This is a genomic window from Treponema lecithinolyticum ATCC 700332 (assembly GCA_000468055.1).
GTDB lineage: Bacteria > Spirochaetota > Spirochaetia > Treponematales > Treponemataceae > Treponema_C > Treponema_C lecithinolyticum.
In genome coordinates this window covers 243,323-262,269 of the sequence record KI260561.1, presented here as the reverse complement: position 1 = coordinate 262,269, position 18,947 = coordinate 243,323, and the positions used below count along the sequence as shown (strand labels likewise).

Annotated in this window: 19 protein-coding genes; 4 read left to right on the top strand and 15 right to left on the bottom strand. The window is 43.9% G+C overall.

Features of this window, described 5'->3' with window-relative positions; translation table 11 throughout:
• Positions 1-6: 6 nt before the first annotated feature.
• The 5 genes from HMPREF9193_RS03960 to HMPREF9193_RS11465 form a co-directional block, all read right to left on the bottom strand.
• Complete coding sequence (locus tag HMPREF9193_RS03960) at positions 7-1,296, bottom strand: NCS2 family permease (RefSeq protein ID WP_021686781.1); 1,290 nt, start codon at positions 1,294-1,296, stop codon at positions 7-9.
• A 128-nt stretch (positions 1,297-1,424) separates the two neighbouring features.
• Positions 1,425-3,197, bottom strand: a complete 1,773-nt coding sequence (mspTL, locus tag HMPREF9193_RS03955; RefSeq protein ID WP_021686780.1) for a major surface protein MspTL — start codon at positions 3,195-3,197, stop codon at positions 1,425-1,427.
• A gap of 142 nt (positions 3,198-3,339) precedes the next feature.
• Positions 3,340-4,059, bottom strand: a complete 720-nt coding sequence (locus tag HMPREF9193_RS03950) for a hypothetical protein (RefSeq protein ID WP_021686779.1) — start codon at positions 4,057-4,059, stop codon at positions 3,340-3,342.
• A gap of 102 nt (positions 4,060-4,161) precedes the next feature.
• Positions 4,162-4,458, bottom strand: coding sequence for a NadS family protein (nadS, locus tag HMPREF9193_RS03945; RefSeq protein ID WP_021686778.1), 297 nt, complete (start codon positions 4,456-4,458; stop codon positions 4,162-4,164).
• Positions 4,459-4,639: 181 nt separating this feature from the next.
• A complete protein-coding gene (locus tag HMPREF9193_RS11465) occupies positions 4,640-4,765 on the bottom strand; it encodes a hypothetical protein (RefSeq protein WP_306698966.1) in 126 nt (41 codons plus the stop codon).
• A 114-nt stretch (positions 4,766-4,879) separates the two neighbouring features.
• Between HMPREF9193_RS11465 and HMPREF9193_RS03940 the strand changes: the two genes are divergently transcribed.
• Positions 4,880-5,773: an alpha/beta hydrolase family protein gene (locus HMPREF9193_RS03940; RefSeq protein WP_040847465.1), complete on the top strand. Its 894-nt coding sequence runs from the start codon at positions 4,880-4,882 to the stop codon at positions 5,771-5,773.
• Positions 5,774-5,818: 45 nt separating this feature from the next.
• Here HMPREF9193_RS03940 and lptB read toward each other — a convergent pair whose 3' ends face one another.
• From lptB to pyrG, 4 genes are read right to left on the bottom strand one after another with little or no spacing between them, the layout of a single operon-like run.
• Positions 5,819-6,556, bottom strand: coding sequence for an LPS export ABC transporter ATP-binding protein (lptB, locus tag HMPREF9193_RS03935; protein WP_021686776.1), 738 nt, complete (start codon positions 6,554-6,556; stop codon positions 5,819-5,821).
• On the bottom strand, positions 6,549-7,418 hold the full coding sequence (locus tag HMPREF9193_RS03930; RefSeq protein ID WP_211227770.1) for an LptA/OstA family protein: 870 nt from the start codon (positions 7,416-7,418) through the stop codon (positions 6,549-6,551). The genes lptB and HMPREF9193_RS03930 overlap by 8 nt, the downstream gene beginning before the upstream one ends.
• A gap of 19 nt (positions 7,419-7,437) precedes the next feature.
• On the bottom strand, positions 7,438-8,121 hold the full coding sequence (locus HMPREF9193_RS03925) for a hypothetical protein (protein WP_040847464.1): 684 nt from the start codon (positions 8,119-8,121) through the stop codon (positions 7,438-7,440).
• Entirely contained in the window at positions 8,118-9,716 is a 1,599-nt protein-coding gene (gene pyrG / locus HMPREF9193_RS03920; RefSeq protein ID WP_021686773.1) for a CTP synthase, read from the bottom strand. Before pyrG ends, HMPREF9193_RS03925 begins: the two co-directional genes overlap by 4 nt.
• A gap of 91 nt (positions 9,717-9,807) precedes the next feature.
• Here pyrG and HMPREF9193_RS03915 point away from each other — a divergent pair, with 91 nt between their 5' ends.
• Together HMPREF9193_RS03915 and HMPREF9193_RS03910 are read left to right on the top strand one after the other, a co-directional pair.
• Positions 9,808-10,623, top strand: coding sequence for a CheR family methyltransferase (locus HMPREF9193_RS03915; protein WP_021686772.1), 816 nt, complete (start codon positions 9,808-9,810; stop codon positions 10,621-10,623).
• Positions 10,624-10,642: 19 nt separating this feature from the next.
• Positions 10,643-11,818 carry a protein-glutamate methylesterase/protein-glutamine glutaminase gene (locus HMPREF9193_RS03910; protein ID WP_021686771.1) on the top strand — a complete coding sequence of 392 codons (1,176 nt, stop codon included), beginning with the start codon at positions 10,643-10,645 and terminating at the stop codon, positions 11,816-11,818.
• Here HMPREF9193_RS03910 and HMPREF9193_RS03905 read toward each other — a convergent pair.
• On the bottom strand, positions 11,815-12,231 hold the full coding sequence (locus HMPREF9193_RS03905) for a SoxR reducing system RseC family protein (RefSeq protein WP_021686770.1): 417 nt from the start codon (positions 12,229-12,231) through the stop codon (positions 11,815-11,817). The genes HMPREF9193_RS03910 and HMPREF9193_RS03905 overlap by 4 nt on opposite strands.
• Complete coding sequence (locus tag HMPREF9193_RS03900; protein ID WP_021686769.1) at positions 12,224-12,763, bottom strand: tetratricopeptide repeat protein; 540 nt, start codon at positions 12,761-12,763, stop codon at positions 12,224-12,226. The genes HMPREF9193_RS03905 and HMPREF9193_RS03900 overlap by 8 nt, the downstream gene beginning before the upstream one ends.
• Before the next feature lie 149 nt (positions 12,764-12,912).
• Between HMPREF9193_RS03900 and HMPREF9193_RS03895 the strand changes: the two genes are divergently transcribed.
• A complete protein-coding gene (locus tag HMPREF9193_RS03895) occupies positions 12,913-14,154 on the top strand; it encodes a hypothetical protein (protein WP_021686768.1) in 1,242 nt (413 codons plus the stop codon).
• A gap of 88 nt (positions 14,155-14,242) precedes the next feature.
• Here the strand turns inward: HMPREF9193_RS03895 and HMPREF9193_RS03890 are convergent, their stop codons facing one another.
• From HMPREF9193_RS03890 to HMPREF9193_RS03875, 4 genes are all read right to left on the bottom strand, one after another.
• Entirely contained in the window at positions 14,243-15,313 is a 1,071-nt protein-coding gene (locus HMPREF9193_RS03890; RefSeq protein WP_021686767.1) for a zinc ribbon domain-containing protein, read from the bottom strand.
• A gap of 87 nt (positions 15,314-15,400) precedes the next feature.
• The gene (locus HMPREF9193_RS03885; protein WP_021686766.1) at positions 15,401-15,982 is read right to left on the bottom strand and encodes an IMPACT family protein; all 582 of its coding nucleotides are present in this window, start codon (positions 15,980-15,982) and stop codon (positions 15,401-15,403) included.
• Complete coding sequence (locus HMPREF9193_RS03880) at positions 15,979-16,983, bottom strand: hypothetical protein (RefSeq protein WP_021686765.1); 1,005 nt, start codon at positions 16,981-16,983, stop codon at positions 15,979-15,981. Before HMPREF9193_RS03880 ends, HMPREF9193_RS03885 begins: the two co-directional genes overlap by 4 nt.
• A 14-nt stretch (positions 16,984-16,997) precedes the next feature.
• The gene (locus tag HMPREF9193_RS03875; protein ID WP_021686764.1) at positions 16,998-18,938 is read right to left on the bottom strand and encodes a DNA topoisomerase IV subunit A; all 1,941 of its coding nucleotides are present in this window, start codon (positions 18,936-18,938) and stop codon (positions 16,998-17,000) included.
• Positions 18,939-18,947 lie beyond the last annotated feature (9 nt).

Here is an 18,947-nt window from a genome sequence, read left to right as displayed (position 1 = left end):
TTGCTTTTAAGCCAACACCAACCGTAAAACAAAAACCGCACATAAAATCCACGTAATTACCGGGATGCTTTTTGCTTTTCCGGTAGCAGCTTTCATTACCACGTAAGTAATGATACCCCATACAATACCTTCGGCTACAGAATAGGCAAAAGGCATCATAACGATTGTAATAAATGCAGACAAGCCTTCGCTTACATCGTTAAAATCGATACCGGTTACAGCTTTAAGCATTAAAAATCCTACAACAATAAGCGCAGGAGCTGTTGCTGCAGCGGGTACCAGTAAAAAAATGGGGCTTAAAAATAAAGCGAGTAAAAACAGTATACCCGTAGTAAGCGAAGTAAAACCGGTGCGCCCGCCTGCTGCAACACCTGCCGTGCTTTCCACATAGCTGGTAACCGTCGATGTTCCCAAACATGCACCGGCTACCGTTCCTACGGCATCGGCAAGCAAGGCTTGTTTTACGCGCGGCACGTTTCCGTTAGCATCCATGAGGCGTCCTTCTGAAGCAACACCAACCAAAGTTCCCACCGTATCGAAAATATCTACAAACAAAAATGTAAAAAAGACTGCAAAAAATTCGAAAGAAAGTATATTGTTAAAATCAAACTGAAACAAAAGCGGAGAAGCGGGCATACTAACCGGCTGCCACCCCTGCGGCAACTGAGTTACCCCGAAAGGAATTCCGATAAGCGTGGTAAGCAAAATGCCGAGCAAAATGGAACCGGGAACTTTTAAAGCAAACAAAACGGCGGTGATTGCAAGACCTATCATAGCAACTGCAGCGGAACCGGACGTTAAGTTTCCCAAGCCTACTAAAGTTGCATCGTTGTTTACAATAATACCTGCATTTTGGAAGCCGATAAAACAAATAAACAAGCCTATACCTGCTGCAACGGCTTTTTTAAGATTTGACGGAATAGCTTTTATAATAGCTTCGCGAACGTTAAACAGCGATAAAATGATGAATAAAACACCTTCAAGAAAAACTGCAGTTAAAGCTTTTTGCCATGAAATTCCCATGCCCAGTACAACGGTAAAAGCAAAAAACGCATTTAAGCCCATACCCGGTGCCAAGGCTATGGGTAAATTTGCCGTAAACGCCATAGTCAGCGTAGCAATCGCAGCGGCAATTGCCGTACCGGTAAACACAGACGCGCTGCTCATACCGGCATTCGACATAATTGAAGGATTTACCGCTAAAATATACGCCATTGCTAAAAAAGTAGTAATTCCTGCAACCGTTTCACGGCGAATATTCGTGCCGTGAACATCCATTTTGAATAATTTTTCCATTGCTTCCTCCCGGGAAAAAAAATAGATTCCCACCCTAGCACAAATATAAAAAAAAAACAACAGCCGCCGCACGGTTTCCCGCACGGCGGCTGTTAACTTTACCGATTAAAAATCGGAGTATTCAAGTCTTACAGAGCGATTTTCGCCTTTAAGCCGAACACACCGTTTTTAAGCGTGTAATAATTTTGTTCGTCGTGTTTTACGCCAAATGTCCATTCTTTTGATGTACCTTTACCAAAAGCGGCCTCATCCCAAAAAACGGAAAGCGTTGTGTTTTGAATAACACCCTTAACGTCTACTTTAGCTTCTACTTTGAATTCATCGGCAGTCATGCGGGTATCAGCCTCACCTTTTAACATACCGTGCGTCCAAAGCATAGCGGCAGCAGGAACAATCGTTATATCGTTAAGTTTAACGTCATAGCTTGCGGCAAGACCGATCTGCAAACCTTTTGCACCGATCAAACGCTCGTAGTCCGCTTTGGTCATGCGTCCCGCATATACCGTACCGGGAACAACTCTGGAAATTTCTGAAGCGTCTTTAGCAACGTTTGCATGAACCAACGCAGCAACGTTTAAGCCCTTTACGAGTTCGCCGGAATAGAACGTCATCATCAGGGGCAGTTTTGTTTCGATATTTTTGTTAACTAAGTCAAACGCGCCGAAAAGTGAAACACCGGGAAGCAGTTTGTCATCGCCTTTGTCTTCTTTGTTCGTATCGTATACCAGTGTGTTTTTTCCGAAGAAATCATACAAAAGAGAGTTTGATTTTTTTTCTTCGCCCCAGCCGAACCGTACGCCGGTTTTTAACATGCTGGTTTTAAGGTCTTCCGGGTAATACAGTTTTTCGTCTGCACCGTTCCATTTTGCATCGGCATACAAGGTATAAGTAACCACAGGATTAACGACGAATTTTTCCAATAAAGAAAGTTTATAATCCGCGCCGGTAAAGAATGTAATATCGCCTCTGTTATCGGAATCGCCTACCGCTTTAAGAACATCTTTATCGCCGCTAAGTCTGCCGAATACATAAGCCGTACCGATAGCAACACGCAAATCTTTAATGGGTTTTACTTCACCGTACACACCCAAAGCGTATTTATCGGTCCAATAATTCGTATCGCCGTCTTTCATAACGCGTTTGAAAACAGCCTTAGTAGCTTTCAGTTTTTTCACATCGGTTTTTCCCGGAATAGGATCAACAAGAGCAGCGTCGTCAAAAACGTCATCGGTTTTGGCATTGTCATGTGCACCTTCAACAGATTTAAAATATTCTCCTTTTTTAATTTCGGTATCTTTCGGAAGAATAACGCCTTCAACTTTGTCTAATTTTTTTCCGGTATCCTTTTGAGAACGGAAAGCCGTTTCAACTTTGAACAAGTCTTTTTGTTCATAACCCAGCACAAGCCCCTGATCGTATTTAACTTTATCGGAAGGCGTGCGGTTATAATATTCATCGTCGCCGTCTTTGTAGTTAAGCGCATTCGGGTACCAAAAATTCGAACCGTAGTTAAGATCGCCTTTTTTAATACCTACATATGCAGGACCGATGTGGATTTTTGCGGTATCTATTTCCACCTTAACATCATCGTCGTCTATTTTGGTAAGCAAATTAACGTTTTTATCGGCTTTAGCTTGCAGGGTAAAAGCGTTTATTTTAAGCTTAAGTTCGCCCCATATGCCGTCGCCGGTGGTCGATTTATCGCCGCCGTTCAACAAGTTCAGTTTAATACTGCCGCCGACTTCGTTTTTAAAACCGGTGCGATTTGTGTCCAAATCAACTCCGAACGTAACTGCGGCATCACCTTTAAATTCCGCTATTTTTGCTTCGGCGGAAGGTTCATCTGCAAAAACAGCTCCGGCTAAAGCAAACACAAGAAAAAATGCAAGGATCTTTTTCATAATTTAAAATATCCCTCCTTAAAATGTGCAAAACTGTACTAAAGCAACGCTTTTTTTAAGGCACAGTCAGCTTTCTTTTCCTAAAAGTTTAGCACACCTTATGGGAATTGTCAAATATTTTTAACAGTTACAAGGGAATATGTCAAAATGAAAACGCTTCTTGCGAAAGTTCGTCTACTTTTTCCTGTAAAACATCCTGATTAACGGTATTTATCAGTTTTTCGAGCTGAGAAGGCGAAAAATACAAGTGTAAAACAGGAGATTGTGCGTCCTGATCTTCGCTGTCGTCGGCAGGTTCCGCCGTAAACACAAAATACGGCTTTCCTTTTTCAAGAAATTCATAATTGGTGCGGAATTCGGTTTTCCCGTTGCGTACAGTGCTCGCAGCGCCCCAACCTACCGTTAAACTGCCGCGGTTATACGCGTTTTTTGTCGAAGGGGCGCGCACGTTCATCGCATTTTTATCGCCTGCAGCGTAAACTTGGTAGTCGCGGGTATATAGCGTTATACCTTCGGAAAGCGCTTCGCGCTCTTTTTGTGTAAATAAAAGCGCATAAGCGTTCATACCGTCGCGTAAGTACGCTTCAACAACGTTTGTGCGCGGCAAAAAATACAAGCGTATGCGGGTCGGCTTTAATTTTCCGAATACAACGCGCAGCGCCATAACGTCTTCAAGCCGTATCGGGTCAAAATCGCCTAAAAAATCGGGATTTTCGGCATTTGTATTGCGCACCGCCGCTTGTTTGCGCTCCTGAGAATCACGGAGTGCAAAGCTGCTGCTTTTACAGGACATAAAAAAAAGCGACACCGGCACAACCGAAAACAGAGCGCACACAAGTGCAGCTGTAATATAGCGTTTCATGTTACTTATATAACTTCCCGTTCAACAAAAAGTTACACAATTACCTTTACACAATCGTGCTCCCTGAACCGGACATTGCCGACTGTATATCAGATAACAATATTAAATTTTTTTTGATAGAATTTGTGCGGCATATTCGGGAGATGCCGAAACAAGTTTAAGTAAAGCAACTGCTGCCCCTTGAGGATACCGGCGTCCTTGCTCCCAATTCCGTAAAGTGCCGACACTTACTCCTATCATATGTGCAAAATCAACTTGACTTTTACAGATACCTTTTCTAATAGCGGCAACATTTGCCGGAGTCGGCTTAAATGAACGCGAAGGAGGAATATTACCTTTGCTTATTTGAACGGCTTCTTGTACACTTGTCAACAATTCATTAAAATCTTGTTCTTTCATACCACTACAACTCCCTTACCGCTTTAGCCAATATTTCCAATTGTTTATCGGTTAAATCTTCCGCTTCATTTTTTTTTGTAAACATACAGTAAATAAATCAAAGATTTTACCGTTTTATAATAATAAATAATGCGGAGACTGCCCCGTTTTCCTTTACCGGCAATACTCCAACGCATTTTCCTCAGTCCGTTTCCACCTTTAATTGACACGGCGCTGTAATAAGAGCATTTTGAAACAATCTATAAGAGTCTTCACTGAGCAAAGCCGTAATTTTTTTCGTAAATACCGAAGTTTCAATAAGCTCCATATACAAACTATATATGCCATTGGCGTACATGTCAAGTTAATTTTTTTTACCTTTACACAATCGCCGCGCATAGTTATACTGGCGCTTTATTACAATAGTTTTTTAGGAGGACTTATGAAAAAAGGGGTATTTTTTTGTTTAAGTGTTTGCGTCGGTGCAGGACTTTTAATGAGTGCCTGTACTTCTTCAAAAAAAGACGGCATGTACGCGTATACGCAAACCGATGTCGAAATTCCTGCAAACGGTCACGTTATTCCGGCAACGCTGTGCATACCCGACGGCTCTTCCCGCTTTCCTGCCGTTGTCATGCTGCACGGAACCGCGTCCAACCGTAACGAAGCCGGCGACGGATACCGCAAAGCCGCTCCCGTACTGGCAGAAAAATACGGCATAGCCACCATCCGCATTGACTTTATGGGAAACGGCGATTCAAAAGCCGACTACACCGGCTATACATTTACAAGCGCCGTAGCAGATGCAGTAAAAGCGGCTCAATACATCGGTTCATTAAAAAACATCGATTCTTCGCGCATCGGGGTAATGGGCTGGAGCCAAGGCGGTACAATTGCCTTGCTTGCCTGTGCACGCCACGGTGATATTTTTAAAAGCGCAGTCACATGGGCGGGAGCTCCCAAATTAAATGACGGCGATTTTTTTACCGAAGCCGATTACAAAGAAGCACAAAAAAACGGTTTTTTTGTAATGGAATTCGATTGGAGAAGTCCGCTGAACGTCAGCTTGCAATGGTGCAAAGATGTTATGAGCACGGACGTTTTAGCCGAATTTGCACGTTTTACCGGACCGGTATTGGCGATTGCAGGCACGCAGGACACGGCGGTTAATCCCGAATGGAGCACAAAAATAAAAGAGGTTTCGCACAATCCCAAAAGCAAAACGGTATTTATTGAAGGCATGGAACATACGTTTAACGTGTTTTCGGAGCCGAACTTTGCCAGTTTGTACATAGCCGTCGATGAAACAGGCTCGTTTTTCGCCGACACGCTATAAGTGAAAAAAGTGCAGGAAAATTATACCCTTAATTTCCTGCACCCCTTACATTTTGAATTCTTCGCCCAAATAGATTTTGCGGGCGATGGGGGAATCCAAAATCTCTTGAGGGATTCCCTGCACAACAATTTGACCGCCGCTTATAATAATTGAACGGTCGGTAATTTCCAAAGTATCGCGGACGTTGTGGTCGGTAATCAACACGCCGATACCGCGCTTGGCAAGCAAGCGTACCATTGCCTTTATGTCGGCTACGGCAATAGGGTCTATGCCGGCAAAAGGTTCGTCCAAAAGCAAAAAACGCGGATCGCTTGCAAGCGCGCGTGCGATTTCGGTTCGGCGCCGCTCGCCGCCGGAAAGTGTATAAGCGCCTTGTTTGCGTATGTGCGTTATGGAGAACTCTTCCAAAAGCTCTTCCAAAAGTTCTTTTTTTTGTACGGAAGACAAATCGCGGCGCGTTTCGATAATCGCCCACACGTTTTCTTCAACACTGAGTTTTCTAAAAATAGAAGCTTCTTGCGGCAAATAAGAAATACCCATGCGCGCACGCTTATACATCGGAAGGCGGGTAATGCACTCCCCGTTCAAAAAAACTTCTCCGCCGGTAGGACGATAAAAGCCGACTATCATATAAAAAGTGGTAGTTTTGCCCGCTCCATTCGGTCCCAAAAGTCCCAGGACTTCTCCGGTATGCATGGAAAAATTAACGCCGCGCACCACTTCTTTTTTCCCGAAACTTTTATATAAACTGACTGCTTGCAGTTCGCCTTTTATATCAGCCATTGTTTTTTCCGCCGCTTTTTGTATTTGTTGTTGTATTTGTATTTTTTGTTGAACCTTTTTTTTGAACGTCTTTTTCGGTTTTTAATTCGCTTTCGGTTCCTGTTTCTGTTTCGGTTTTAGTTCCGTTTTCGCTTTTTACTCCGCTTTCCTTTGTATCCGATGTATCCGAAACACTGCCGCGCACTTTACCGTCCAAAGTAATTTCTCGCGAACGTAAATCAAAAACGATTTCTTGTGCTTGAAAGGTGTCGTCTTTTTGTTTTACTTTGGGCGCACCGCTTAATTCCAAAATCTGCATTTTTTTTCGGTACACGGCAAACGCCGAAGTGCACAGCGCATCGTCTTGGGTAATTTCCACATTTATTTGAATAAGCGCCGTTTCGGTGTCTTGACTGTATTCAATGTACTCGGCTTTTAACTGAACGTCGTTTTCCGTATCATTCATCGAAACCGCTCCTTCCAAAACGGTTACCTTTGTTTTGCGGTCGTAGCGCAAAGAATTGCACTTAAAGGTAAACCCGCTTTCAAGGTAAGTGCCTTGCACATTTTCTTCGGCACTGATAATGCGGTAATCGGTTCCGCTCAAAGTTATTGTTCCGGCTTTTAATTGCAGGGAAGTGGTTTCCACTTGTGCCGAACCGCTTAACCGCGTGTATTCGCTGTCTTGCGCGGTACTCCCGCTCATAGAATCGGCGGAAAACCGTATTGTTTCGGCACGGGCGGCAAACGGAAAAAGTACATACAGTGCGCATACAAAAGAATAAAGCAGCGCACGCGGCAAACAAAAATTTCTCCGATACCGGCTGTTTGTTTTAAGCGCTTTAAGCGGCTGTAGTAGCTGTAGCGTTTGTATCCTCTGCACGTTTTTCCCCTACAAGCTTTTATTCGGCACTTTGCGCTTGTTCAGCGTTCCCGGCAGCCTCGGCAGTTTCAATAGTACCGCTGACTTTTCCTTCAAAAGCATACGTTACATCAATGCCGCGTGCGGAAAAACCCGTACCCTGCACTTGTATAACCGTACCGTTATCGTTTGACACGGAAATGGAAACAGCATCGTCTTTTCCGCCGTCAAGCGTTTCGCCCGTGCCGTCCCAGCGCAAATTTTCCGCTTGCACTTCGGCGTTTTTTTCATAATCTTTTATATCGATATGTGAAAAAAAATGATAACGTTTTTCGTTGCGTTCGGCGGAAAGCAAGGCGCACGAACCTTCCATGCGCACATTTTCACCGTCATACAGGGTAAAAACAGCGTCTTGAACGTACATAGCATCGGTTCCGCCGTACTGTTCCAGTTTTGCGGCTTTCATATACAGCTTGGGCATATTGTTTTCTATCCGCGTAAATTCGGCGCCGTAAAAAGCGAATTCGGGCACATTGGCGCTTGAAACGGCACGTTGTCCGTAATCGAGCGAACAAGAACATAAAACGCTTTGCAAACACAAAAAAAATGCGCCCGTACATAAAATACAAAAAAGCCCTTTATTTTTACAGGTATATTTGCATTTAAAGCCGCGCTCAACTAAAAAGCGGCGGCACAGAGTCAGAGTACGGCGCACGCGTTTCATTTGTGAAAAGCCGCCCCAATAAATGCTGCAAACAGCGGGTGCGGAGAAGCAGGCCGCGACAAAAATTCCGGATGGAACTGCACGCCTATTCCCCAAACATGATTTTTCCATTCAAAAGCTTGCACTTGCCCATCGTCTTGGGAAAAAGCACTTATCAATAAATTATGAGACGCCATATCGTCGGCATATTTACGGTCGAATACGTATTTACTGCGGTGCCGTTCGATAATGTCTTGTTTGCCGTAAATGCGTTCTATTTTTGAACCTTTAACCAGCGTTATGCCGCCGTTTCCCAATCTGACGACACCGCTTGCAGCAAGCCCTGCTTGCTCTTCGGGCAAACTGATTACCGGATGCTGCGAATTTTGCACAAATTCAGTAGAATCGGCGTCTTCCCAACCGAGTAAATCCCGCGCAGTTTCTATTGCCATAAGCTGCATACCCAAATTAATACCCAAAAACGGAATATTGTTTTCACGCGCATAGCGGACGGCTTGCAAAAGCCCTAAAAAGCCTCTTTGCCCGTAATTATCGGGAATGATGATACCGTCTATGTTTTGAAAAAACGGTTCTATATCGGAAGTGTTTTCAAGCGTTTCCGCATCTATTTTGCATATTTCAAGGGCAAGGCCGTGAGCACTAACTGCCGCATGAAATAAAGATTCGCGCACTGATTTATAGCAATCGTCAAGGTATGTTTTTTTACCGAGCATAGCGATACGCACTTTGCCTTTGGGGCGGTTTAATTTATCGATAAAATCAATCCACGAGCGGATATCCGCTTTACGCGAAGAGTAGCCGAGCTTTGATAAAATACGGCTATCAACACCCTGACGGTGAAATTCTATAGGAAGCTCGTATATGGTTTTATGCACATCTATAGAAGTAAAAACCGCTTCTTTTTCCACATTACAAAACAGCGCTATTTTTTTGCGCATATCTTCGTCAAGCGGAACTTCCGTGCGGCACAGCAAAATGTCGGGCTGAATACCCAATTGCTGCATATTTTTTACCGAATGCTGAGTCGGCTTTGTTTTAAGCTCTCCCCCGGTGATGGCGGGAATAAGTGTTAAATGAACAGACAGGGCGTTTTCTTTACCCTGTTCGCGTATCAGCTGACGTACAGCTTCCAAAAAGGGAATGGATTCTATATCGCCGACCGTTCCGCCTATTTCAACGATAACCACATCCGCTTGCGTTTTCATTCCCACAAGCATAATGCGCCGTTTTATTTCGTCGGTTATATGCGGAATTACTTGCACCGCACGCCCGTTATAGCGCCCGCTTCGCTCGTTTTTTATTACTTCTTCGTATATTTTACCGGTAGTAACGGAATTTGCACTGCTGAGCTTTACGCCGGTAAAGCGCGCATAATTGCCCAAGTTCAAATCCGTTTCCGCGCCGTCTTCGGTTACATACACTTCCCCGTGCTGAAACGGATTCATATTCCCCGCATCCACATTTATATACGGATCGCATTTCATCATAGCGATTGTTAAGCCGCTGCATTCCAAAAGAGTGCCGATAGACGCTGCTGCCACACCCTTGCCCAAACTGGAGCACACGCCGCCGGTTACCAAAATATATTTACTCATTGCGCAATTTTCACATCTCTGCCGCTTTTTGTCAACGGTTTACAATAAAACCGTTTACTTTTTTTTATAAATAGAGTATAATTTGTTAATTATGATGGATTTGTTAACCGACGCGCAATTTGATATGTTCCGTAAAACCATCTACGATGAAAGCGGTATCACTTTTTCCGCTTCCAACCGTTCCATTTTGGACAGCAGATTAAAAGAACGTTTGCGCGAAAAACAGCTTGAGAAAGTCGAAGACTACTACAGCCTTATTCTTTCAGACAAAGAAGAAATGAAGGCTTTTTTGGATTCGGTTACTACCAATTTAACCCGTTTTTTTAGAAATCAGCCTCACTTTGACGCTTTTACTCACTACGTTATTCCCAAAGTACTTGAACTAAAAAAACAACAGGGCGGACGCACGATAAAAGTATGGAGCGCAGGCTGTTCCACCGGTGAAGAACCCTACACCATCGCTATGATTTTAAAATCAATACTGCCTGCAGGAATAAATTTTGAAATTACCGCATCCGATATTTCTTTAAAATCGCTGATGGTCGGAAAACAAGGTTACTACCCTGAAGCCCGCATAGTCGGCATCCCGCCCGATTATTTAACGCGTTTTTTTACTAAAATAGACGGCGGTTACCAAGTTAAAGAAGAATTAAAGTCTACGATTAACTTTGACTATCACAACTTAAAAAACGATTCGGGACAGCGCAATTTGGACGTTGTTTTTTGCCGAAACGTGCTTATTTACTTTGACGAAGCTATGCAAACGGCTGCCGTAAACCGTTTTTGGGATTCAATGGCTCCCAAATCTTTCCTTTTTATAGGTCATTCCGAATCTTTGTTCGGCATGGATACTAAATTCGAATTTTTAAAAACAGACTGGGCATGCTTGTACCAGAAAAACACATAAGATACGGTAGGTTTTCGCTATGGATGACATTGCTGTTTTAGTTGTAGACGATTCCGCGCTTATGCGCAACCTTGTTTCGCGGATGATTGATGCCGTTCCGGGAATGACTGTTGTGGGAAAAGCCATGGACGGTCAAATGGCTTTGGAAAAGTTGGAACGCTGCAATCCCGATGTTATCATTTTAGACCTTGAAATGCCGGTTATGACGGGTGTTGAATTTATGCGCGAACGTAAAGCGCGGAAAATCGATATTCCCGTCGTTATACTTTCCAGCATTGCCCACCGCGGCGCCGCCGTTACTATGGAATGTTTGGAATTGGGTGCAAGCGACTTTTTGCTTAAACCATCGGACACCGGTTCTGAAGATATCGGAAAAGTAGCCGACCGGCTTGCGGAAATGGTAAAAAGCTACGGCGGCGCATACGCACGCCGTCACGGCAAAAACGTTCCGCTACCGGGCTTTACCGCTGCCGCGCCTGCTTCGCAAGAAGCGCAGCGCACCGGCGGTTTGTTTTCTGCTGCAAAAGCCGCTTCTGAAAACAAAAGCGCTCCGGTTTCTTCGTTTGCAAAAGAAACTCCGGCAGAAATAGTTCCCGTAAAGCCGATTCGGGAAAGCGGTCCCATAGATATTATAGCTTTCGGTATTTCTACCGGAGGCCCCAATGCGCTGCGCGAAGTATTTGCAGGTCTTTCGCCTGATTTGCGTCAGCCGATAGTTGTCGTACAGCACATGCCCGCAGGCTTTACCGCCGAGTTCGCGGCAAGCTTAAACAATATTTGTCCTTTGGAAGTTAAAGAAGCTGCCGAGGGCGATTTATTAAAAAAAGGCAGAATTCTTATCGCGCCCGGCGGACGCCATGTTGTTGTCGAAAAGAAAAATCTTGCTTCGGTTGTACACTTAAGCGACGAAGAACCGCGAAACGGTCACCGTCCGTCCGCCGACGTATTGTTTGAATCGGTTGCAAAAACCTATCAGGCAAATGCCCTCGGCATTATTATGACCGGTATGGGTAAAGACGGCGCCGCTCAACTAGCCGAAATGCGCAGACAAGGTGCGCGGACTTTAGGACAAGACCCTGAATCATGCATCGTATACGGCATGCCGCGCGTAGCATGGGAAATGGGCGGCGTTCAAAAGCAAGTATCTTTAAGCAATATGGCAAAAGAAATTAACGAACTTGCATTAAAGTACTAATACACGATTTCGCTTATTTCTCCGTGCACCGGCTTTTTAAATCGGCTTATCAAAGCGATAATAACGGAAGGTATAAAAATTCCCGCCAGCACGCCTAAAGCATGCACCCATTCGTGCACGCGCATTCCGGCAAACACGGCAAGTTTTGCCGACACAAACCAGCCGGCTGCGGCACACACAAGCGGTACGCACAGTGCGGTTAAAGCTTGCAGCGCTTGATAGCGTTTTTTTGCACTTATGCGCACAGTCATACCTGGTGCAAGCGGAAGTCCGTTCGGGTTTGCTGCGGTAAAAGGAGAGCCGCGCTTGCCGCAGCCGGAATTCGTACAGCTTATGCATGCATTCGTTATAAAAGGCATTACCAGTACGCTGCCGTTTTGATTTACTTCAAGCACTTGAGCCGTATCACGCATGCATAACACTCCCGCTTGAACGCATGTCGGACAGCAAGCGCGTACATTCGGCTTCTCCCGTTTTATTGCCGAGTTCGGCATAGGTGTCGCGCAAATTATACAGTGCATCGTAATAATGCGGATATATACTCAACGCTTGCTCAAACGCTTCTTCCGCTTTTTGATATTCGCTTCGTGAAAAATACAGTACCCCCAAATTATTCCACGATCGCGCATTTTCGCCGTTTAACTCAAGTGATTCGGAGCAGTATTCAAAGGCATCGTCGGTTTCATCGAGCGCAAAACAAACCAAAGTTAAACTTTCCAACAATTCTTGATCCGTATCATCCAAAGCATAGGCTGTTAACAACGCTTGCTTTGCCGCGTTCAAATTGCCCGAATCGCGGTACGTTATGCCTAAATTATACCATAAAAGATGGTTTGAATTTTCCATGTAAATTGCCCGCTTAAAGCAGGCGATCGCTTCGTCGTAGTCGCCCTTGGCAGCAAGGTCTATAGCTTGTGTATTTAATACATCCGGATTTTCCGTCATACTGGCTCCGGTTTTATTGTACGGTATAATATAAAAAGCTACAAGTAGTGCGTATTTTGGGTAAAACAGAAATCTGCCTATATTGCTCTTAATTGAAAAAATCTGTTAAAATACGTCACAAACCAAATGCAAAGAAAAGGAGAAAAACCATGAAAAGAAAAAACAACCTTTTAAAATTTTTTTTACTGCTGGGATTGTTTTCATTAAAAGCCAACGCCGAAACTCCCGCAAAAGTAAACGCTAAAACGGGCGCGACAACGAAAATCGATGCAGTATCGACTCCGACAGTAAGCCAAGTTGATAAATGGAAAACACTTATCAATTTGGATGACTATGTATGTAATAATAAAAAACAAGAAAAAATAAATTACACTCCGAATTATTATAAATATATCGATAAAAGCTCAAAGGAAATCGTCATAAACGGCAGAGTGTATGATTACGACGCATCGAGCGGAGCGTCCAGAACAGCCGCCGACATGGTAAATCACTCCCAAACATTAAAATACGACGGAAAAAAAGGAGCTGCCAAAGAATTGGAAGCGGACCCTAAGGTTAAAGAAGCTATGGAAATAGCAAAGAAAAAAAACAAAGAGGGGCAGGAAAAAATCAAGGCTATGTACTGGTCGGTTCAGCCTCCCAAGGGAATTATCGTAGGAGATTATTATTCCGGAAAAAAAGTTTTTGACGGCGGCTATGAAGCTTACGCGGAAGTCGTGGTTAATAATAACGAGATAGTGCATATAGAACTGAATGAAAGACCGCCTATTACGTACTATGCTTCCGAATGGGCAGGAGAGACAAAACGCCGTTCGGGCTACGGTTTTTTTCAAGCAAAAAATGCCAGAACGAATTACACTTTGGTTACGCTTATAAACGGCATGAGCTATTTGGAATGGCAAGTTTTAAAAAATCAAAAATTGGACCTTGACTATAAAACTTTGTTCGGTTCATCCAACAGTGCAAAAAACGGTTTTGTTCCTTTGCTCAAAGAGATGGCGAAAGAAGTTAAAGAAAAAGCGAGCGATAAAAGATATGTAGGAATAACGCAACCCTATGATTGCGGCATAAGCACACGTCTGGAAGTTATATACGAAAAAGGAAAAATAGTTGATTTAAAATATGATGAGATTTTTGCCGACGATAAAGAAAATATAAAAAATCCTGTTTTACGGGAATTTTATCGTCAAAGCAAACTTGAATCAATAGAATATAACCGCATTACAAATAAAAGTTTTAGAACTTTTGTAAATACGCTTCGCAGAGAAGTTTTGCGCTCACAATCTCTTACCGAATTTCCTAGCGACGCTTTAAAATTGGATATGCCGCACGTAAAAGAAGCATATAAAAATTATTTATTTTTAGCGGAAAAGATAAAAAATATAAAATAGCATGCAGCAAAGTGAAGCGCAGCGGCGCAGCTAAAAAGCCGCGCCGCGCTTTTTTAGGCTTCCGGCATAATCAAACAAAATGTTTTTTTTACCCTTGTTTTTGTTCTTTTTTCTTTAAGTCGGCGCCGCATTTCCAGCAAAAATTAAAATGCACAAAGTTTACTTCACCGCAGCTTTTACAGGGCGAAAAAAGTTCCAAACCGCAATGAGAGCAAAAACTCGGCAGCGTTGAAGCTTTGGTAACCGACGGCATATAGGAATGCTCGCACGACGGACACACTTGCATTGTATACGAGCGCAGTGCAGCAGCTTCCGCAATCTTTTTGCTGCGCTCTTCGGAAGACAAGCGCGCTTGCTCTTGTTTTTCGCGCACATAGTTTTGCGTATATTTTATAACATAATAGCCGACAACAACCGTCAGCAATATGCCGACGCCGTATTGCACATAGCCGCCGAAACTGGGCAAATACGGTATTAAACCGAAAAAGAATGCCCACAGTACAAACACCGTATAACCCCAAATAAAGGCGGCGAATTTGCGGGTGCGGTATTTAATAACCAAAAAAATTGCCAAAGCCAAAAGAGGGCAAACGAACAGCAAGCGCACGGCAAAGATTTTCAGTTTATACATCGAATAAGCTTTATCCCAATCTTTACGGGCACTGCTGCGCGCATCATCTTCGTTTTTGCGCAGCGATTCAATTTCACTCTTTTTTTCTTTAAGCTGCTGCGTATCTTTTTGAACGGCATTTGACCAACTGCGCATAGAATCTTTGTACGATTCCAAAAGGCGCGTTTTTTGAAGCACAACAGCGTTTTGCTCTTTGTCTTTTAAGACTGCGCGTGTTGCCAGCCAATTTTCGTAAACGCTTTTTTCTTCACGGTAGAGCTTTAGTGCATTTTCGTATCCAGCTTGATTGGTTTGCAAACTGTCTTCAATAAAATCGGCTTCTTTTTCCGCTTCTTCAACGGCAGCTTCCATGTCTGAAACACCTGCGCGCTCCAAAAAATCTTCCAATTCGGGTTTTGCTCCCCACGAACCCATGTCGCGCAAAAGAATCGTACCGAACATAATAAGAAAAAAGGCAAAAAGCAAACTGATAATCGTTAAAATAATCTTGATTATCCGCTCTACATGCCGCATAGATTTATCTGCCATGGTTCCTCCTTAATATGATGTATATACTATCACGGAACGTAAAAAACAGGCAAGGATGGATTTTAACATTAGTTACGCACGGCAAAATTATAAAAGAGAGCCGGCGCACACATCCTTTATTTTTTTTTCAAAGTCATTTTTTAAGGACGTTTGTACAAAGCCGCTTAACACAACTGTTTCGGCAAACGTTTCGCACAATCCGGTTATACAAAATTTTTCAAATAAAAAGCGGCAAGCTTCGTAATTTTGGTATGAAAGGTTTAATTCAAACGCGCTTCGCTCAACAAATTCTTCGGTTTGTGCATCTTCGAGCACTGCTTGCGCCGCTTGCGTGTATGCTTTAACCAAGCCGCCCGTTCCTAAAAGCGTGCCGCCGAAATAACGCGTTACGCTCAGCAAAATATCGCTGCAGCCGAAACCTTTAAGCACATTCAGCACGGGGCGCCCTGCAGTACCGGAAGGCTCCCCATCGTCGGACATTCCGCAGATTTGCGCACCATGACCGAGCACAAAGGCGTGCACAACGTGGGAAGAATCCGCATACTTTTGTTTTTGCGCTTTAAGCATAGCACGCACTTCGCTTTGGGTTTTTACCGGAAAAGCTTCGGCTATAAAGCGCGATTTTTTTACGGTTATTTCGGCTGCAGCGGGTGCAAGCAAAACTTTCACGTTTTTTCCGGTAAAGCGCCGGTATGATTTTCACGGCTGCCGCCCGTCCCGGTTCCGCTGTGTGCGCCGTCATCCGTGTCGCTCAGCCCGATGCCGGCAGAACTTAAGCTGCCCGAGCCGCTCGAGCCGACCGTATTTGTCGATTGTTCATCGTAAAAAGCGGCAAAAGCAATGCATACCCGGATAACAGCGATGTACAAACACAGCGTGCTTGCCATGCTAAAAAGCGGGTCAAACAGCTGCAGCGAGCGGAAAAAAGGATGCGAGGCGGCACCGGTAATACCGAACGAAAGCGCCGTTAGAAGAAGCGCACAAAGCGCATAACGCCAGCAGCTTTTTACGCACAGCACAAAAAAGCGCATACGCTGAGCTTTGGCAAAGACAGCGCTTTTGCGCAGCGCTTGACGCACCGAAAGCGAGGAGTTTTCGTATAAAAAAAACCACGTAAAACCGTAACGTAAATAAATTAAAGCAAAAACAACAAACGAAAGTACTAAAGCAATACCGATTGCAAGCAGCAGGGATGTTCGCTCGGAAGAAAAAGAGTTTTCCGCCGCGTTTTGAAGCAATTGCGAAAAATCCGTGTTAGAAAGCAATCGGGAGCCGGCAGCGCCGAGTGCAAATACCAGCGCAAAGGTAAAAACGGCATACAGTAGCATAAAAAACAAAGCAGCTGTAAGAGCTCTTTTAAAATCGCGAAATCCGGTAAACAAATGACCGAGCACGGCGCGCTTTCCGGTATACAATAAAAGCGTCAGTACAAAAAAACCGTATTGTAAAACGGTGTTTAAAACGGACACTGCAAACGCCGAAAAGCCCACCGCAGCCAAAAGGCGCATGGACGAAGCATTAGAAGCAACAACTGCAGCAAAGGGGGTTACCGCAAAAGCTAAAAAAAAGTAAGAAATAAGCGTCATTACCAGCATAGCCAAAGCCAGTTTGGGCAAATGGCGCGCGCTGCACACGCTTATGTTACGCAGTAATTTTTTTACCGACTTCATACTCTTTCCCCGCTTTACACATCCTGAATGTCTTTTGCTTGAGCTTTTTTTGTCACGACGATTTTTTCCGTTTCACGGGAGCTCAGCCGCACACCGATAGATTTTAAACCTTTTTCTTCGTAATCGGAAGCTTTAAACGTTTCTTGCAAAATCTTTACGCGCGGTTTTTTTGTATACATAAGCGTAAAAGAAAAATCGGCTTTAGTGCTTACATACAAAAGCTGCATTCCTTCCGGAACAATCAAATAATCGCGGTTTAATATAAACTGCCCGATACGGCATCTTTTTATAAAGCAAAACTTTGTTTTAGGGTCGCGGAAAATAAGCGTAAATAAAACTTTGGAAAGCTCTTCTTTTTCCGAAGAACCGCAATACCACATGCCCGTATCCACAAACAATTTATCCGGCACATCGCACACCGTGTACACGCCGCTTTTTCTTAACACTACAATACGGTCGTAGGGCGACACTTTAAACAATTCAGTTCCGGTTGAAACGGCAGTTCCCAAATACCCCGTTTTGGAATCGTAGCGCAGGGCGGTATCTTTTTTAACGACTTCGCGCACATCCACTTGGTTAAAATCGGTAATCTTTGTTTTGCGCACAGCTTTATCTTCGTCCAATTTTGCAAGAATTCCGTCAAGCCAGCTTACCGCATACGCGGTTAAATTTTTAAGCAATTTGGCAATTTCTTTAAGCCGCTCGTTTATTTCCTGCACTTCTTGGCGGTTTTTTTGTATATCGTATAACGATATGCGCCGGATAGGTATTTTCAAAAGCGTATCGACGTCTTCTTCCGTTACCGGACGGATAAGCTCTGCGGCAAACGGTTTAAATCCTGCAATAACAGCTTTTACAACCGTTTCCGCCGTTTTCATTTGTTCTATTTTTTTGTAAATGCGTTCTTCTATAAAAATGCGCTCAAGGGTGCGTAAATGCAACCGGTCGGTTAAATTCGCTTTTTCCAATTGCAATTCGTCTTTTAAAATGCCGACAAGCTGCTTTGCATGGTGTTTTATTACATCGGTTACCGTCATCACTTGCGGCATATTGTCTTTTATAACGAGTAAATTGCAGGAAATGGATTGTTCGCAATCGGTAAACGCAAACAGCGCATCTTCAACTTCTTTTGAGTACACTCCGCGCTGCAATTTTATTTCAATTTCAACTTTATCGGTGGTAAAATCGTTAATGGAAGCGATTTTAACTTTTCCGCTTTTTGCTGCAGTTTCTATGGATTGCATAAGGGTTTCGGTATTGCTTCCTGCAGGCAGTTCGGTAATAACAATACGTTTGGGATCCGAGGTATCCAATTTTGCACGTGTGATGATTTTTCCCAATCCGTCTTGATATTCGGAAACGTCGATTAAACCGCCGGTGGGAAAATCCGGATACAGCGCAAAATTTTTACCCGTTAAACAAGCTTTTTCGGCTTCTATTACTTCGCGGATATTGTGGCTTAAAATACGGGTAGACATACCGACTGCAATACCTTCGGCTCCCAAAACAAGCGCTAAGGGCAGCTTTGCTCTAAATACCGACGGCTCTTTACCGCGTCCGTCGTAAGACGGCACATAGTTTGAAATAGCCGGATTGTACAAAATATCTTTTCCCAAACGGGTACAGCGGCATTCTATATAACGCGCAGCCGAAGCTCCGTCTCCGGTGTACAAATTGCCGAAGTTCCCCTGCCGGTCTATAAACAAATCTTTATTGGCAAGCACAACCAATGCCCCGTAAATGGAAGCATCTCCGTGCGGGTGGTATTTCATACACTGGCCGACAACGTTTGCCACTTTGTGGAATTTACCGTCGTCCATTTCAAAAAGGGTATGCAAAACGCGCCGCTGAACCGGTTTTAACCCGTCTTCCAAATCGGGAATTGCGCGGTCGCGGATAACGTAGCTTGCATATTCCAAAAAGTTTTTGTCGAATATATTTTTTACGTAAGCCATAGTAATCCT

Coding starts and splice junctions, on each gene's coding strand:
- HMPREF9193_RS03915 (WP_021686772.1), top strand. CDS start 9,808: ATGATGGATTTGTTAACCGACGCGCAATTTGATATGTTCCGTAAAACC.
- HMPREF9193_RS03950 (WP_021686779.1), bottom strand. CDS start 4,059: ATGAAACGCTATATTACAGCTGCACTTGTGTGCGCTCTGTTTTCGGTT.
- HMPREF9193_RS03900 (WP_021686769.1), bottom strand. CDS start 12,763: ATGACGGAAAATCCGGATGTATTAAATACACAAGCTATAGACCTTGCT.
- HMPREF9193_RS03905 (WP_021686770.1), bottom strand. CDS start 12,231: ATGCGTGATACGGCTCAAGTGCTTGAAGTAAATCAAAACGGCAGCGTA.
- HMPREF9193_RS03960 (WP_021686781.1), bottom strand. CDS start 1,296: ATGGAAAAATTATTCAAAATGGATGTTCACGGCACGAATATTCGCCGT.
- HMPREF9193_RS03875 (WP_021686764.1), bottom strand. CDS start 18,938: ATGGCTTACGTAAAAAATATATTCGACAAAAACTTTTTGGAATATGCA.
- pyrG (WP_021686773.1), bottom strand. CDS start 9,716: ATGAGTAAATATATTTTGGTAACCGGCGGCGTGTGCTCCAGTTTGGGC.
- HMPREF9193_RS03940 (WP_040847465.1), top strand. CDS start 4,880: ATGAAAAAAGGGGTATTTTTTTGTTTAAGTGTTTGCGTCGGTGCAGGA.
- HMPREF9193_RS03895 (WP_021686768.1), top strand. CDS start 12,913: ATGAAAAGAAAAAACAACCTTTTAAAATTTTTTTTACTGCTGGGATTG.
- nadS (WP_021686778.1), bottom strand. CDS start 4,458: ATGAAAGAACAAGATTTTAATGAATTGTTGACAAGTGTACAAGAAGCC.
- mspTL (WP_021686780.1), bottom strand. CDS start 3,197: ATGAAAAAGATCCTTGCATTTTTTCTTGTGTTTGCTTTAGCCGGAGCT.
- HMPREF9193_RS03880 (WP_021686765.1), bottom strand. CDS start 16,983: ATGAAGTCGGTAAAAAAATTACTGCGTAACATAAGCGTGTGCAGCGCG.
- HMPREF9193_RS03890 (WP_021686767.1), bottom strand. CDS start 15,313: ATGGCAGATAAATCTATGCGGCATGTAGAGCGGATAATCAAGATTATT.
- HMPREF9193_RS03910 (WP_021686771.1), top strand. CDS start 10,643: ATGGATGACATTGCTGTTTTAGTTGTAGACGATTCCGCGCTTATGCGC.
- HMPREF9193_RS03925 (WP_040847464.1), bottom strand. CDS start 8,121: ATGAAACGCGTGCGCCGTACTCTGACTCTGTGCCGCCGCTTTTTAGTT.
- lptB (WP_021686776.1), bottom strand. CDS start 6,556: ATGGCTGATATAAAAGGCGAACTGCAAGCAGTCAGTTTATATAAAAGT.
- HMPREF9193_RS11465 (WP_306698966.1), bottom strand. CDS start 4,765: ATGGAGCTTATTGAAACTTCGGTATTTACGAAAAAAATTACGGCTTTG.